The organism is Nocardioides luteus (genome assembly GCF_015752315.1).
In the GTDB taxonomy this organism is placed as follows: domain Bacteria; phylum Actinomycetota; class Actinomycetes; order Propionibacteriales; family Nocardioidaceae; genus Nocardioides.
Genome location: NZ_JADOVJ010000001.1, coordinates 677,119 through 693,262, shown reverse-complemented (window position 1 = coordinate 693,262; position 16,144 = coordinate 677,119). Strand labels below are relative to the sequence as shown.

The 16,144-nt window shown below is 71.4% G+C and carries 10 protein-coding genes; 5 read left to right on the top strand and 5 right to left on the bottom strand.

Annotation, left to right across the window (positions count from 1 at the left end; translation table 11 throughout):
* Nucleotides 1-447 precede the first annotated feature (447 nt).
* Nucleotides 448-846, top strand: a complete 399-nt coding sequence (locus HD557_RS03290) for a cold-shock protein (RefSeq protein WP_008360941.1) — start codon at nucleotides 448-450, stop codon at nucleotides 844-846.
* 25 nt (nucleotides 847-871) lie between these two features.
* On the opposite strand, the gene HD557_RS03285 is transcribed toward HD557_RS03290, so the two are convergent.
* Nucleotides 872-1,579 carry a M50 family metallopeptidase gene (locus HD557_RS03285; RefSeq protein ID WP_196872808.1) on the bottom strand — a complete coding sequence of 236 codons (708 nt, stop codon included), beginning with the start codon at nucleotides 1,577-1,579 and terminating at the stop codon, nucleotides 872-874.
* Between the two features lie 79 nt (nucleotides 1,580-1,658).
* The gene (locus HD557_RS03280) at nucleotides 1,659-2,504 is read right to left on the bottom strand and encodes an ATP-dependent sacrificial sulfur transferase LarE (protein ID WP_050800896.1); all 846 of its coding nucleotides are present in this window, start codon (nucleotides 2,502-2,504) and stop codon (nucleotides 1,659-1,661) included.
* A 125-nt stretch (nucleotides 2,505-2,629) separates the two neighbouring features.
* Here HD557_RS03280 and lepB point away from each other — a divergent pair, with 125 nt between their 5' ends.
* Entirely contained in the window at nucleotides 2,630-3,391 is a 762-nt protein-coding gene (gene lepB / locus HD557_RS03275) for a signal peptidase I (protein ID WP_196872807.1), read from the top strand.
* 85 nt (nucleotides 3,392-3,476) lie between these two features.
* On the opposite strand, the gene HD557_RS28575 is transcribed toward lepB, so the two are convergent.
* The 3 genes from HD557_RS28575 to HD557_RS03260 are packed head-to-tail and all read right to left on the bottom strand — an operon-like array spanning nucleotide 3,477 to nucleotide 7,370.
* A complete protein-coding gene (locus tag HD557_RS28575; protein WP_196872806.1) occupies nucleotides 3,477-4,631 on the bottom strand; it encodes an RDD family protein in 1,155 nt (384 codons plus the stop codon).
* A gap of 46 nt (nucleotides 4,632-4,677) precedes the next feature.
* Entirely contained in the window at nucleotides 4,678-6,546 is a 1,869-nt protein-coding gene (locus tag HD557_RS28570) for an FHA domain-containing protein (RefSeq protein ID WP_196872805.1), read from the bottom strand.
* Complete coding sequence (locus HD557_RS03260) at nucleotides 6,543-7,370, bottom strand: PP2C family protein-serine/threonine phosphatase (RefSeq protein WP_008360931.1); 828 nt, start codon at nucleotides 7,368-7,370, stop codon at nucleotides 6,543-6,545. Before HD557_RS03260 ends, HD557_RS28570 begins: the two co-directional genes overlap by 4 nt.
* Before the next feature lie 282 nt (nucleotides 7,371-7,652).
* On the opposite strand from HD557_RS03260, the gene HD557_RS03255 reads away from it, so the two are divergent.
* The 3 genes from HD557_RS03255 (at nucleotide 7,653) to HD557_RS03245 (ending at nucleotide 16,141) form a co-directional block, all read left to right on the top strand.
* Nucleotides 7,653-9,668 carry a helicase-associated domain-containing protein gene (locus HD557_RS03255; RefSeq protein WP_231380158.1) on the top strand — a complete coding sequence of 672 codons (2,016 nt, stop codon included), beginning with the start codon at nucleotides 7,653-7,655 and terminating at the stop codon, nucleotides 9,666-9,668.
* Nucleotides 9,669-9,717: 49 nt separating this feature from the next.
* Nucleotides 9,718-11,367 carry a DNA repair helicase XPB gene (locus HD557_RS03250; protein WP_196872803.1) on the top strand — a complete coding sequence of 550 codons (1,650 nt, stop codon included), beginning with the start codon at nucleotides 9,718-9,720 and terminating at the stop codon, nucleotides 11,365-11,367.
* Nucleotides 11,368-11,476: 109 nt separating this feature from the next.
* On the top strand, nucleotides 11,477-16,141 hold the full coding sequence (locus HD557_RS03245) for a family 78 glycoside hydrolase catalytic domain (RefSeq protein ID WP_307785528.1): 4,665 nt from the start codon (nucleotides 11,477-11,479) through the stop codon (nucleotides 16,139-16,141).
* Nucleotides 16,142-16,144: the final 3 nt, after the last annotated feature.

Below are 16,144 nucleotides of genomic sequence, written 5' to 3'. Positions count from 1 at the left end.
TGCCAGGGCTTGCGTTCCGGACGGTGGGTTGTGCTTGCGTATGGCTCGGCCATTACTCCCTCTCGTGGCCATGTCACATCATTCCCGAGAGGTATGCGCCGTCTGTGGCACACACCCCAGTCCCCCGCCGCGAAGCCTGCTGGCACCCGGGCGTGCCTGTCTGCAGTCTTTGGCGACGTAAACTTACGTCATAAGTGGTCTCGATTACCAATGGTGTACGAAATCATTTGCAAATCTATGGAGGGGTAGGCGGAGTATATGCCCCACCCGCACGAGGGACGAGACACCGAGCCGTCCGTGGATGCCGTCGATGCCAGCAGGCGACCGGAGAGGGGAATACCTCACGCGTCGCTGGGCGCTGAGGACTAGGCTCTCCCGCGTCGGCCGTCACAGTCGCCGGGCGACGTACGTTTGAAGCGCAGATGCGCGAGGAAGGGGCAAGCTGCCGTGCCTACTGGCAAGGTCAAGTGGTTCGACGCCACCAAGGGCTTCGGGTTTCTGTCGCAGGACGACGGTCCGGACGTGTACGTCCACGCCGACGCGCTCCCCGAGGGCGCTGCCAAGACCTTGAAGGCCGGCACCCGGGTGGAGTTCGGCATCGCCCAGGGGCGCCGCGGCGAGCAGGCGCTCTCGGTGACCGTCCTCGAGCGCTCCCCCTCCGTCTCCGGTCGCCAGCGCGCCGCCAAGCGCCGCAAGCCCGAGGAGATGGAGCTGATCGTCGAGAACGTCATCAAGCTCCTCGACGACATCCGCGACGGCTACGCCCAGGGCCGCCCGCCCACCCGCGAGCTGGCCAAGAAGGTCTCCCCCGCGCTGCGCCAGATCGCCGACGAGTTCGAGCTCTGACCGGCTGGACCTGAGCTGGATCCGGCTAGATCCAGCTCAGGTCCGGGATCAGGGTCTGCACGCCGACCACGAGGCCGGCGATGTTCACGACCAGCAGGACGAGGATCCAGAGCACCGACGGGATGCCGGTCAGGCCGGCGAGCTGGTCGGGGTCGGAGCCGCGGCGGCCTCGCTCGCCGCGACCGAGGAGCTCCAGGAGCGGCCTCGGCGAGGCGAGCAGGAGCAGCCACGTCACCAGGGTGGCGACGACGGTCTGGATGCGGTCGTCGCCGTACCAGCTGATCGCGCCGAGCGCGGCGCCGAGCACCAGCAGGACGACGAGGCCGTAGCCGTTGCGTACCCACACCAGCAGCACGAGCATCGCCGCCACCAGGAGCCACAGCAGCCCGAGGGCGTGGCCGGCGGCGAGCATGGTCGCGCTGAGCAGGCCGAGGAGCGCCGGGGCGAGGTAGCCGGCGGCGAGCATCGCCACCATCCCCGGCCCGGACGGCTTGCCGCGCGAGAGCGTGACGCCCGAGGTGTCGGAGTGGAGCTTGATCCCGGCCAGACGCCGTCCCACCAGGACCGCCACCACCGCGTGGCCGGCCTCGTGGACGACGGTGACGCCGAGGCGTACGGTGCGCCAGGACGTACGCCACACGACGAGTGCCAGGGCGACGAGCCCGGCGCCGATCAGCCAGGGTGCTTCAGGAACGGTCTGGGTGGCGGTGATCGTGGCCCAGAATTCCCTCACGCCGCCACCTCCGTAGCGCAAGCGCGAGAATACGAAGGAGACGGCGTGTTGTGCTCGTGGCTCGCTCGCTGGCGCTCGCTCACTTCACGGCCTTCTGGTTCATCGATCCGGAGCGAAAGCCCCGCGGGTCGATCTCCGCGGCGGGAAATCCTGCGTCTGTCACGGTCCTGAGCACCTCGTCGGCATGGTCGGGGTCGAGAGGCAGGAGGTTAGCCGACAGCTCGACCGTCGCCTTCTCCCCGTGGTCGCGCACGCGCAGGTCCACCCGGGCGGCGTCGTGGCCGTGGGTGGCCAGGAGGCTGCGTACGCCTTGCTCTGCCTGCTCCACGCGCGCGAGCCGTCGCGGGGTGACCTCGAGGCCGTAGGCGATCCGGCTGGAGAGGCAGGCGGCCGCCGGCTTGTCCCAGGTCGGCAGGTCCCAGCGGCGCGATGCCTCACGGATCTGCGCCTTGGTCAGGCCGGCGTCCTTGAGCGGGGTGATCGCGCCACGCTCGGCGGCCGCGCGGATGCCGGGCCGGAGACCGTTGAGCCCCTCGATCGCGTCGTCGGCGTTGGTGCCGGTCGCGACGTGGGCCAGGCCGAGCTCGCGGGCCAACGGGGTGAGGGTGTCGAGCAGCTCGGCCTTGCAGAAGAAGCACCGGTCGGTGCCGTTGGCCCGGTAGCCCTCCCGCTCCATCTCATGGGTCTGCGGGGTGATGAGGCGTACGCCGAGGCTCCTCGCGAACTCGGCGGCCGGATCCCGCTCGGAGACCGGCAGGCTGTGTGAGTAGCCGGTCGCCGCGGCGACGTCGGCGCTGCCCAGAGCCCTGGTCGCGGCCGCGAGGAGGAAGGCGCTGTCGGCACCACCGGAGAAGGCGACCAGCACGCTCCCCCGAGTCCTGAGATCCGCTTCGAGAGCGTGGAGGCGTTGGTCGAGATCGGACACGCTCCGACCTTATCGACGTGCGCCAGAGGGCCCGGAGCGAGGAGCTACCAGGGCGGGGAACGCCGCGCGCTCCCGAATTCCGGATTGCGCCGGACGTGGACCCTCCTCTGGATAGGGTCGGGGCCATGGGGGCAGAGGTGGAGGGGACGGCGAGGTCGGGCGGGCAGTCGAGGGGGTGTCTGAGGTCGGTCGTCGAGATCGTGATCATCGCGGTGACTGCCATCCTGCTCGCGGTGGTGATCAAGACCTTCCTGGCCCAGGCGTTCTACATCCCCTCGGAGTCGATGCGGCCCGGGCTGGAGGTCAACGACCGGGTGCTGGTGGAGAAGCCGTCCTACTGGACCGGCACACCCGAGCGCGGCGACGTGGTCGTCTTCGCCGATCCCGGCGACTGGCTCTCAACCAACCAGGTGCCGCCGGCGCCGACCGGTTTCCGGGCCGTGCTCGCCAAGATCGGGCTCTACCCGACCGGCGACCACCTGGTGAAGCGGGTCATCGGAGTCGCCGGCGACACCGTGGAGTGCTGCGAGTCGGGTCGCATCGTGGTCAACGGGACGCCTCTGGACGAGTCCTCGTTCATCGCCCCGTCCGATACCTGTGACGGTCCGATGGCGCAGGACAACGGGTCGTACGTCGAGGGCGGCTGCCGGGGCTGGAAGGCCGTCGTCCCCGAGGGCCGGCTCTTCGTGATGGGCGACAACCGCGCCAACTCCGCCGACTCGTCCTTCCACCTGTGCAGCCCCGAGCGTCAGAAGTCAGGTGACGAGGGGTGCCAGAGCGCGTTCGTACCGGTCTCCGACGTCGTCGGGCGCGTCGCCGTCGTCTTCTGGCCCACCGACCACTTCGACGTCGAGCACCGCCCGGAGACCTTCGACTCCGTCGACTGAATCTGCCGTTGTCTCGGGCGAGAACGCAGTTGTGGGCGACGAAACTGTCGTCTCGTCGCCCACAACTACAGATTCGGCGGGAGGGTCAGGCCTCGCGGACCACGTCCATGGTGCGGTCGCCGAACTTGACCTTGTCGCCGTCGATGAGAGCCGCGGGGCGGCGGGCGCCGAGGGCTCGTGCGGCACCCTGACGGATCAGGGTGGTGCCGTTGGTGGAGCCACGGTCCATGACCACGAGGGTGCCGTCGGCCGCGACCTGGAACTGGGCGTGGGTCTTGGACAGCGACATGTCGCTCGAGGAGAGGGCCACCCGGTGGGAGACCTCCTCGCCGGGGCGCGGCTCGGGGCCGCGGCCGACGATCGCCAGACCCTCGACCACGAAGCTCTGGCCGGTGTCGAACGTGACCCGCCAGCGAGCCGTCACCGCGGGCTGCGGAGCCGCTGTGGGCGGCGCCGGAGGAGCGGGCTGGGCCACGGGCGGCACTGCCGGCGGGGCGGGCGGGGCGGGCGGTGCCGGTGTCGGCACGGGAGCCGGCGGCGCCTGACGAGCGACCGGCATACCGACCTGGGTCGGAGCCGCCTGAGCCTCGGCCACGGCTTGGGCAGCCGCTGCGTGGGCGGCGGGGCTCTGGGTCGGAGCCGCCGGAGTCTGCGGCCGCTCGGCGCGCTCCGGGGTGGCCTCGGCCTGCTTGAGACGCATGGTGGTCAGGTTGACGATGCGACGCGGCGCCGGGGCCTCCTCCTCGGCCTCGACGACGGCCGGAGGACGTACGTCGACGACGACCGAGCCCGCACGGCGGTCGTGCCATCCCTGGCGGCGGCCGCGCTCGTCCATCGCCGCGACCCAGGCGAAGGTGGCGGTGCCGATGCCGAGCGTCGGGATCGTGCAGAGACCGAGCAGGGCCTGGCGTACGAACGCCTTGCCGACGCCGATCGGGCGGCCCGCGGCGCCGGAGTCATCGCTGACCACGCGCAGCCCGAGGGCCATCTTGCCGGGCGTCTTGCCACCGGAGCCGGTGAGGATGGTGCCGACCAGCCAGACCACCAGCACCACACCGGCGATCAGGCCGGTCCCGGCCAGCGTGTTCCCGTTGCGGAAGAAGATCAGCCAGGCGGCGACTCCCGCCGCGGCGAAGATCGCCCACGCGATCACCCGGTCGATGGCGAAGGCGTAGAACCGGCGGTCCGGCTCCGCGATCGCTGCCTCGACCGACGGAGCCTGGAGGCCGGCCACGCTCATGCCGCCGCCTCCGAGGAGAGCGGCGACACGAGCGAGAGCCGTTCGGTCACGGGTTGGTCACCCGGATCGTCAGACTGTCGCCGAGGTCGATGACGGCGCCGGGCATCAGCTGGACGGGTACGCCGGGACGCAGGTCCTCCGGGCCGAGCCCGGGCTGGACCAGGACGGTGCCGTTGGTCGAGCCGAGGTCGGTGACCACCGCGGCGCCGTGGTCGACGCCGGCACCCGGACGGATCTCGCAGTGGGTCGAGGAGATCTCCTGGTGAGGGCTCGGCACGGTCACCAGCATCGGCTGCTCGGTGGGCGTGAACCGGCTCGCCTCGGGGGCACGGCCGACGAGGACGACCCGGTCGACCTCGACGCGGTCGCCGCTGGAGAACTCCAGCCGCGCGACCGGGTAGGCGGTCACCTTCGGGGCCTCGGGCTGGCCGGGGATCCCGGCGAGTCCGGCGTTGAGGTCCTCGCCCACACCGATGCGGGTCAGACCGTCGTGGTCGTCCTCATCGGGGTTGGGCTCCTCCCAGACCGGCTCGTCGTGGGTCTCCGGGACCGGAGCCACCGGCGGAGCCGGAGGCGCGGGCGGGGCCGGGAAGGCGGGCGGGGCCGGGGGCGCCGGAGGGATGTCGGTCACCGGCGCGGGGGCCGGCGGGCCGTCCACGGGCGGTGCCTCGATCGGGGCGTCGACCGGCGCGGAGTCGATCAGACCGTCGGCCGGCACGTCGACGGGCGGCGGCGGAGGCGTGGTCAGCGGCGGCGGAGGCGGCATCGACGGCGGACCGAAGTCGGGCGCCTGGGCGGACTCGGGCTCGTAGGACTCGGGCTCGTCGTAGGACTGCGGCTCGTCATAGGGCTGCTCGTCGTAGGGCTGCTCCTCGACGGCGGCGAGAACCTCGGTCTCCGCGTCGGGGGCGACCTCGTCCTCGGCCACCGGCTCCGGGGAGACCGCGGACGGCCCGAAGGACGAGGCCACCGCGGCGGCGTGCTCGTCGCTGGCGTAGTCGTCCTCGTAGGTCCGGGAGGCGGACTCGGGGTAGTCCTGGTCGTCGGCATTCTCCGACGCGGCCGGCATCTCGAACGCCTCGGTCGGCTCGGTCAGGTCGTCGTGGCGCGGCGCCGACGCCTCGCCGGACTCCTCACCACGGTTGACCGAGACCGGCTCGTCCGAGTCGGCGTCCGAGTCGGCGTCGGCCCCGAGACCCGGGAGGTCACCCGAGACCGGGATCGGCGGCACGACCGAGAGCGACGGCGGAGCCGCGGCCGGCTCCTCCTCGTCGAGACCCTGCTCCTCGGCGGACTCGGGGTAGGTCTCCTCGGGCAGCGGGTCGGTGAGCGGGTCGGCCTGCACCGGCTCGTCCACGCCGTCGTCGCTGTCGTCGGAGGCTTCCTCGACCGCCACCGGAGCGGGCACGAAACCCGCGCGGCTCTCGGGCGAGTCGTCCTGGCTGGACTCCGGGGCTGGCGGCGGGACCTCGAGGCCCGAGACGCGCAGCAGGCCACCGAGCGCGGTCATCGGCTCACCGGTCGCGCCCTCCTCGCCGAGCGAGATGGACATCCGGGTGACGCCCTCGAGGGTGCGCTCGACCCACGTCTTCGACGACGAGCCGTCGACCTCGACGGCACCCTCGCCGGCCTCGAAGGAGACCACCGACGGACCGCGCACGACGGTGCGTACGCTGCCGCCGTCAGGCGTCACGTCCCCGGAGACGAGGACGAAGCCCGGCAACGAGCTGAGCCCGGTCGCGACGAGGGCGTCGAGCACCTCGTCGAACCCGGCACCGTCGTCGACGAGAGCCCACAGGGCACCCGCGCGGCTCTTCTCCGAGGGCGGGAGCAGCACCGTGGCGCTCTCACCGATGATGCCGAACCAAGTGCCCGGCGTGTAGGACGTGCTCGCGATGGTTCCTTGTTCACTCATGGCAGCACTCCTAGCTTCTGCTCCATACTCACCCTTTGTTGCTCCGAGTCATACGGGTTCTCCTCGGCCAATCCCATCACATCGACCACGATCGCGGTGGCGTTGTCCCTGCCACCCGCTTCGACCGCGGCGGCGACGAGCTTCTCGGCCGTGTCACGTGCATCGGTGTCCTCGGCGGCGAGGATGTCGGCGATCTCGGCATCCGAGATCATTCCGCTCACGCCGTCCGAGCACAGCATCAGCCGGGCGCCCACCGGCAGGGTCACCTGGAAGATGTCGGGGACCGCGGGGGCCATCCCGCCGAGCGCCCTGGTCACCACGTTGCGCTCGGGGTGGTGCTCGGCCTGCTCGCGGGTGATCTGGCCGGAGTCGACCAGCTCCTGGACGAGGCTGTGGTCGCGGCTGAGCTGGCTCAACGTACCGTCGAAGAAGCGGTAGATGCGCGAGTCGCCGACGTTGAGCAGGATCCACAACGGGCTGCTTCCGCCGTCGGCGATCAGGGCCGCCGCACAGGTGGTGCCGGACTGGTAGTCCGAGGCTCCGCGCGAGCGCTGCTCGAGCGCGAAGGCCACGATCCGGTCCTGGGCGGCCTGGAGGGCCTCGACCATCGCCTGGCTGCCGGACTCGGACACGTAATGGGTGCCACCGAGCTTGGCGAACTCCTGGATCACCATCTCGCTGGCGATGTCACCACCGTCATGGCCGCCCATGCCGTCGGCGACGACGAAGACGGGTGGCTCGGCCACGTGGGAGTCCTCGTTGACCTTCCGCACCTGGCCGACGTCGGTCGCGGCCCCGTGCGCGATCACTACTTTCCTGGACATCTCGCCCCCTAGGCCTGCCGGGATAGCGTGATGCCGATGGACACAGGCTTCCGCTCACTCGCAGACCAGTTGCGCTCTTGGCCCACAGAGCGCATCTCACGCCTGCTTCTTGCTCGTCCTGATCTCGCCACGCCGTCCCCTCATGACTCCGGCCAACTCGCCGCCCGAGCAGCCACTCGCACATCCTTGCACTACGCGATGGATGACCTTAACCATCTCGAGCTGATCGTGCTTGATGCCGTTGTCCTCGCGAATCAAACCACCCGAGCTCACTTATCTTCCATGGTGAACGCGGAAGTGGACGCCGCGACACGGGCACTTTCTCATCTGGAGGACTGCGGCCTGGTGTGGCACTCCCTCGGCGGTCTGCGCGCCGTCACCGGTGTCGCGACCCTGTTGCGGGGTTCCCCGGGAGCCTCCGGCCTGCAGCCGTTCGCCGGCCATCTCGGGGCTGACCAGGAAGAAGTCGTACGCCGCCTGGCGGCCGTCTCCGCCGACGCCCGCGCGATGCTGGAGGCTGTCGACGCCGGCGGCGGGCAGGCCTCTTCCTCTCGCGCGCGCCCGCGCGTGGCGGTGGCTGAGGCCTCCGGACCCGCGGAGGAGCTGATCGCACACGGGCTGCTGGTGTCCTCGGGCGAGGAGATGCTGATCCTCCCCGGTGAGGTCGGACTCACACTGCGCGGTGGGCGGACGACGCGCGAACGGGTGGACCTCCCGCCCTCCCTGCCGACCTCCTCGCGAGCATCCGCGCTCGTCGACCGGGCGGCCGCCGGCGCCGCCTTCGAGCTCGTCCGCAACCTCGAGCTGCTGCTCGACGCCTGGGGCGCCACCCCGCCGCGCTCGCTGCGCGGCGGCACCGGTCTGACGGTGCGCGACCTGAGGGCGACCGCCGAGCGGCTCCATGTCACCGAGCCCACCGCCGCGCTGCTGATCGAGGTGTCCTGGGCCTCCGGGCTGCTGGCGCTGGGCACCGACGAGGAGGGCGACCCCTCCTGGATGCCGACCGAGCTCTTCGACCAGTGGCTGCAGCAGCCGCTGGCTGCCCGGTGGGCGCACGTGGCCGCCGCCTGGCTCGCCTCGCCCCGGCTCCCCGGCCTTGTCGGCCAGCGGGACCCGGCCGGGAAGACGTGGAACGCGCTGGCGCCCGACATGGCCGGCGCGTCGGCCGTCGAGATGCGGCGGCTGACGCTGGGGCTGCTCGCGGGCATCCCGGAGGGCGAGGTGCTCGCCGCCGGCACCGGCCCTGCCGCCGTCGTGGCACGGCTGGCCTGGGAGCGGCCGCGCCGGCCGCGCAGCCGCACCGAGTCCCGGGAGTCGCTGGTGTCCTGGACGCTCACCGAGGCGGAGACGCTCGGGCTCGCGGCGTTCGGGGGGCTGGCTGCGTACGGGCGGGGGTTGGTGGCGGGCGAGGACCCGGTCCCGATCCTGGCGGACCTGCTGCCGGAGCCGGTCGACCACGTGCTGCTGCAGGGTGACCTGACCGCGGTCGCGCCGGGGCCCCTGGAGCCCGCGTTGGCCCGCACGCTGGCCGTGGTGGCGACGGTGGAGTCGCACGGCGGGGCGACGGTCTACCGGTTCACCAAGGAGTCCGTGCGCCGGGCGATGGACCGCGGCTGGACCGCCACCGAGATCCATGCGTTCCTCACCGCCGCCTCCCGCACGCCGGTGCCGCAGGCGCTGACCTACCTGGTCGACGACACAGCGCGTACGTTCGGCACGGTCCGGGTCGGGTTCGCCGCCGCCTACCTGCGCAGCGACGACGAGGCCGCGCTGGCCGAGCTGCTGGCCCACCCGGCCGCCGAGTCCCTGGGACTGCGCCGCCTGGCGCCGACGGTGGTGGTCAGCACCGTCGCGCTCGACTCGCTCCTCCCCCGGCTGCGCGAGCTCGGCCTGGCTCCGGTCGTCGAAGCGCCCGACGGTTCGGTCCACGTGGCGCGGCCCGACGCCATGCGCGCCAAGACCCGCAACGCCCCACGCCCGGCCGGTGCCCAGCAGGCCCATCTCACCGTGCGTGCGACCGCCGTGGCGGCGCGCATCAAGGGCGGCGACGAGACCGCCGCCTCACGCCCGGCCCCGGCCGAGCCGGCGCCGACCGAGCCGGCCTCGACGATGGCGATCCTCCATGAGGCCATCGACGCCGATGAGCCGGTCGTCATCTCCTACGTCGACGGCCGCGGGGTCGCCGGCGAGGCGCGCGTCGAGCCGCTGAACCTCGACGGCGGCTCGCTCACGGCCCGGGTCGACGACGACGAGCGCTCCTTCGCACTGTCCCGGATCAGGAGCGTCCGGCCGGCGTGAGCCGCCGCCACGGGACCTCGCGGCATCGCTCGGCCCGTAGGCTGGTCCGGTGAACGACGGCCCCCTGATCGTCCAGTCGGACAAGACGCTCCTGCTCGAGATCGACCATGCCCGGGCCGCCGAGTGCCGCAAGGCGATCGCGCCCTTCGCCGAGCTCGAGCGGTCGCCGGAGCACATCCACACCTACCGCCTGACCCCGCTGGGGCTGTGGAACGCGCGCGCCGCCGGGCACGATGCCGAGCAGGTGGTGGACACGCTGCTGGAGTTCTCGCGCTATCCGGTTCCCCACTCCCTTCTGGTCGACGTCGCCGAGACGATGGCCCGCTACGGCCGGCTGCGGCTGGAGAAGAACCCGGCCAACGGGCTCGTGCTGGTCTCCTCCGACCGCGCGGTGCTGGAGGAGGTCGTCCGGGCCAAGAAGGTCGCCGGGATGCTGGGTGAGCGGCTCGACGAGGACACCGTCGTCGTCCACCCCTCCGAGCGTGGCAACCTCAAGCAGGCGCTGCTCAAGCTCGGCTGGCCCGCCGAGGACTATGCGGGCTACGTCGACGGTGAGGCCCACCCGATCGCACTGGACACCACCGACTGGGCGCTCCGTCCCTACCAGTCCGAGGCAGCCGAGTCGTTCTGGCACGGTGGCTCCGGCGTCGTCGTGCTCCCCTGCGGCGCCGGCAAGACGCTGGTCGGCGCCGCCGCCATGGCACATGCCCAGGCGACCACGCTGATCCTCGTCACCAACACCGTCTCCGCGCGCCAGTGGAAGGACGAGCTGGTACGCCGCACCTCGCTGACCCCGGACGAGATCGGCGAATACTCGGGGTCGGTCAAGGAGATCCGGCCGGTCACGATCGCCACCTACCAGGTGCTGACCGCTCGCCGGAAGGGTGCCTACCCGCACCTGGAGCTGCTCGACGCCCGCGACTGGGGGCTGATCGTCTACGACGAGGTCCACCTCCTGCCCGCCCCGATCTTCCGGATGACCGCCGACCTGCAGGCCCGCCGCCGCCTCGGCCTGACCGCCACCCTGGTGCGTGAGGACGGGCGCGAGGGCGACGTCTTCTCCCTGATCGGCCCCAAGCGCTACGACGCTCCGTGGAAGGACATCGAGGCGCAGGGCTGGATCGCGCCGGCGGACTGCGTCGAGGTGCGGGTGACCCTGCCCACCGACGAGCGGCTCGTCTACGCCACCGCCGAGCCCGACGAGCGCTACCGGATCGCCTCCTGCACGCACCACAAGATCGACGTGGTCAAGGAGATCGTCGCCTCCCACGCCGACAAGCCGACGCTGGTGATCGGGCAGTATCTCGAGCAGCTCGACGAGATCGCCGCCTCGCTCGACGCCCCGGTGATCGAGGGCAAGACGTCGGTCAAGGAGCGGCAGCGGCTCTTCGACGCGTTCCGCTCCGGCGAGATCGACCTCCTGGTCGTCTCCAAGGTCGCCAACTTCTCCATCGACCTGCCCTCGGCCGAGGTCGCGATCCAGGTCTCCGGGGCCTACGGCTCCCGCCAGGAGGAGGCCCAGCGGCTCGGGCGGCTGCTGCGTCCCGGCGACGGCAACAAGACCGCGCACTTCTACACGATCGTCTCCCGCGACACCGTCGACGCCGACTTCGCTCAGAACCGTCAGCGATTCCTGGCCGAGCAGGGCTACGCGTACCGGATCGTCGACGCCGAATCCCTCGGCGACCTCACGCCCTGACGGTCGTTGAATCGTTAGCCGTGGCCGGATGCGGTCAATTCACTGCGATCCGATGTGACGAGCGTCATACTCGCTGAAGCGTTTCAATCCCTCGCCTTCAGGAGTCCGCGTGCGCCGACACATCGCCGGGCTGGTCACGGCCACCACCCTCGCCCTCGTCCTCTCGCCTGCACTGCCCTCGCTCGCCGCCGGCGCCGTCCCATCGACCGAGGACGTGGTGACGGGCTCCGTCCCCGTCGTCGGCGAGCTGCGTACGAATGCGCTGGTCGACCCGCTCGGCATCGCGACCACCGCCCCGACCTTGGGGTGGCAGCTCGACTCCGACCGCCGCGGGGTGACCCAGAAGGCGTACCAGATCCGGGTCGCGACCTCGGAGCGGCGGCTCAGCTCGCCCGACGTGTGGGACAGCCGGAAGGTGCGGTCCGGGCAGTCCGTCGACGTCCGGTACGCCGGGCCCGCGCTGAAGCCTCGCACCGACTACGTGTGGTCGGTGCGGGTCTGGGACGACGAGGGCGTCGCGTCCGCATGGAGCGAGCCGGCGACGTTCGCGACCGGCCTCGGGAACGAGGCGTGGACGGCGGACTGGATCGGCGCGAAGACTCCTGAGCTGGGCGCGGAGTGGACCGACTACACGATCGAGTTCACCGCCTCCGACATCGGCGGAGCGCTCGGCGTCTACTTCCGGGGCCAGAACACCGAGAACGCCTACATGTGGCAGTTCAGCGATGCCGAAGACTCGCTCCGCCCGCACGTGAAGCGCAAGGGCGGCTACTCCGTTCTCCCGGCGAAGCCGGTCCCGAGCGGCTTCGACTTCGCCGCCGAGCACGACTACGCGATCACCGTCGCCGGCGACACGATCACCACCACGATCGACGGGCAGCAGCTGGACCGGCGCACCGATGCCACCTTCGGCGGGCCCGGGGTGATGGGCTTCCGCACGAGCGGGTCCGAGCACGGACTGGTCCACGACGTGACCGTCACCAGCGCGAGCGGCACGGTCCTCGTGGACACCGACTTCCCGACCGGCGACCGCACCTTCACCGCCGGGACGGTCACCTCCGACGGGCTCCGTGTCGACAACGCGGGCGGCGAGGCGTGGCTGCGGGGCGACGACGCGGTCCCGCTGCTGCGCAAGGAGGTCGACCTGGGGTCGAAGACGGTCACCCGCGCCCGCGTCTACGCCTCGGCACGCGGTGTCTACGAGCTGCGCCTCAACGGCAAGCGGGTCGGCGACGCCGAGCTGGCGCCCGGCTGGACGGCTTACGACAAGCGCATCGACTACCAGACCTACGACGTGACGGACCTGGTGAGGTCGGGCTCGAACGTGCTCGGGGCCGAGGTCGCCCCGGGCTGGTACTCCGGCAAGGTCGCGATGTTCGGCACCGACGTCTACGGCACCGACAACTCGCTGATCGCCGAGCTCGTCGTCGACTACTCCGACGGCACCAGCGAGGTCGTCCGCACCGACGACAGCTGGCGTACGACCGGCGGACCGACCCGCGAGGCCGACCTCCTCGACGGCGAGTGGTACGACGCCCGCCGCGCGGCCGAGGTCGACGGCTGGGACGAGGCCGGCTTCGACGCCCAGGACTGGGCAGCGGTCGCCGTCAGGGACGAGCCGACCGACGTGCTCGAGCCGCAGACGGCCGTCGACGTACGCGTCACCGAGGAGCTCGAGACCGCCGAGCGGATCGACTCGCCGACCGACGGCGTCTACCTCTACGACCTCGGGCAGAACATGGTCGGCCACGTCCGCCTCACCGTGCAGGGCGAGAAGGGCCAGACGGTCACGATCCGCCACGGCGAGGTGCTCAACCCCGACGGCACCCTCTACACGGCCAACCTGCGCTCGGCGAAGGCCACCGACACCTACACGATCGGTTCCGACGAGCCCGAGACCTTCGAGCCGTCCTTCACCTTCCACGGCTTCCGCTACGTCGAGATCTCCGGGCTGGACGAGGCCCCCGACGCCTCCGACATCGTCGGCGTCGTGGTCGGCACCGACGGCGACCTGACCAGCACCCTGGACACCAGCTCCGACCTGGTCGACCAGCTGCATCGCAACATCGTGTGGGGGATGCGCGGCAACTTCCTGTCCATCCCGACCGACACCCCGGCACGCGACGAGCGGATGGGCTGGACCGGCGACATCAACGTGTTCGCCCGGACGGCGGTCTACAACATGGACTCCGAGTCGTTCCTGACCAAGTGGCTGCAGGACCTGCGCGACACCCAGCGCCCGAACGGGTCGCTGCCCGGCGTCGCCCCGGTCGTCCCGGGCCGCTTCGACGGCGGCTACGAGTCTGCCGGCTGGATGGACGCGGGCGTGCACGTGCCCTGGACGCTGTGGCAGGCCTACGGCGACACCGGCGTCATCACGGAGAACTACGACATGATGAAGCGGTACGTCGACTTCCTCGACGCCGACTCGACCGGACACATCCGGTCCGCCGGTGGCTACCTGGACTGGCTCAACCTCGACGACCCGACGCCTGCGGACGTCCTGGACACGGCGTTCGTCGCGAAGAGCACGCGGGAGTTCGCGCAGATGGCGAAGGCCATCGGCAGGGACGCCGACGCCGCTGCCTACCAGGCGCGCTTCGAGGCCATCCGGGCTGCCTACCAGCAGGCGTTCATCGCCGCTGACGGCTCCGTCAAGGGCGACAGCCAGACGGCGTACATCCTCACCCTGACCAACGACCTCGAGCCCGAGGAGCGTCGCGACGCGGTCTACGACCAGTTCGTGCAGACGCTCGAGCGGCGCGACTACCACCTCTCCACCGGGTTCCTCGGCGTCGACGGGCTGCTGCCGGCGCTGACCGAGGCCGGGCGCACCGACATCGCCTACCGGCTGCTGCAGCACGAGGACTACCCGTCGTGGGGCTACGAGATCGGCAAGGGCGCCACCACGATCTGGGAGCGCTGGAACTCGATCAACCCGGACGGCACCTTCAACGACGTGGGCATGAACTCCTTCAACCACTACGCCTACGGCGCCGTCGGCGAGTGGATGTACCGCACCATGGCCGGCGTCTCGGCGGCCGAGCCCGGCTACCGCAAGGTGACGATCGCGCCCGAACCCGGCGCGGGGGTCGACCACGTCGACTACAGCCTGCAGACCCCGTACGGCACGGTGAAGAGCGCCTGGGCGACCGACGACGGGCCGATGACCCTCGACGTGACCGTGCCGGCGAACACGACCGCCGAGGTGCGGATCCCGGCCGCCAACCGCTGGGCGGTCACCGAGGGCGGGTCGCCGATCGAGGACTCGGAGGACGTCGAGTTCGTACGCTACGACGACGGCGAGGACGTGGTCGTCCTCGAGATCGGGTCGGGCGACTACAGCTTCGCGGTCGCTCCCGCGCTCGGCGACATCGGTGCCGCCCGGACCGAAGCCGCCACGACGGCGTCGGAGGTCTCCTCCCTGAAGCTCGACGGTGTCGCCGGCAGGGCCGCCAAGCGCGACCTCGAGAAGCGGACCGCGGCGCTGCGCGCCGAGATCGGCGAGGCATGGGAGCTCGCCGCCCGTGACGCCGACGAGGATCAGGTCGCCGAGGCGGTCCACCACGCCCTCGCTGCCGTTGCGAACCTGGACCGGACCATCCAGATGTACGCCCACGCCGGCATCCTCGCCGACGCGACCGCGACAGGTCTGCGCGATCGGCTGACGTCGATCGGGAAGAGCCTGTCGCGTGCATCGGCCCGGTTGGTCGGCGCGGTCGCCACGCTGCAGGTGCCCGAGGACGAGGTCCTCCCCGGTGACGTCGTCGAGGTCTCGGTGCGGGTCGACAACTCCGGCAAGCAGTCGCTGAAGGAGGTCAGCTCGTCGCTCGCGCTGCCGGACGGGTGGACGGCGGAACCGGCCGGCGCCCACGCCGACACCGTGCCCGCCGGCGACGAGGTCGAGCACACCTACGAGGTCGCGGTGCCCGCGGATGCTGCCGTGGGCCCCGTCGAGCTGACCGGTGAGCTGTCCTACAGCCGCTCGGGCGGCACCGCGACGCTGCCGGTGGGAGGCACCCTGCTGGTCGGCTCCGGGGTGCAGATCACCGCGACGTCGAGCGCTCCGGCCTCGGTCGACGGCGGACAGACCGCGACCATCACCACGACGCTGCACAACCGCAGCGACGTCACCCAGCGCGGCGAGCTGTCGCTGACCGGCCCCGACGGCTGGTCGGCGGAGCCGGAGGGCTTCGAGATCCCCGCAGGACAGGACGCCGACGTCGACATCGAGGTCGTCGTGCCGCAGACGGTGGTGGCAGGTCCGGTGTCCCTGACCGTCGCGACCGGAGCGACCCCGGCCGAGCAGGCGGCGACGAGCGTGACGGTCGCCCTCGCGACGCCACCCGCGGACTCGACCGACCACATCGACCTCGGCGAGGCGACCTCGGAGACGGAGCACGGCCTGACCGCCTCCGAGCGGTCGGGAACGAATCAGGAGGCCGGGCTGACCCGCCGCTACACACACTCCTCCTATCCCGGCGGCTGGTTCGAGCTCGACGCCGCGGTGCCGGTGGACCGACCGTTCGTGGTCCGCATCGTCGAGACGTTCGACGGTGCGCGACGCAAGACCTACGACGTCGAGCTGGACGGCCAGGTGGCGCACAGCGTCGACCTGACCCGCACGGCCGGCGGTCAGGGCACGATGACCCACCAGTTCCTCGTGGAGCCCTCGGCACTGACCGCGGACGGCTCGGTGCGGATCCGGTTCCGGGACACCGGCGCCGACTACGACCCGTCGGTCGCCGACGTGTGGGTGGTGCCGGCTGGGTGAGGC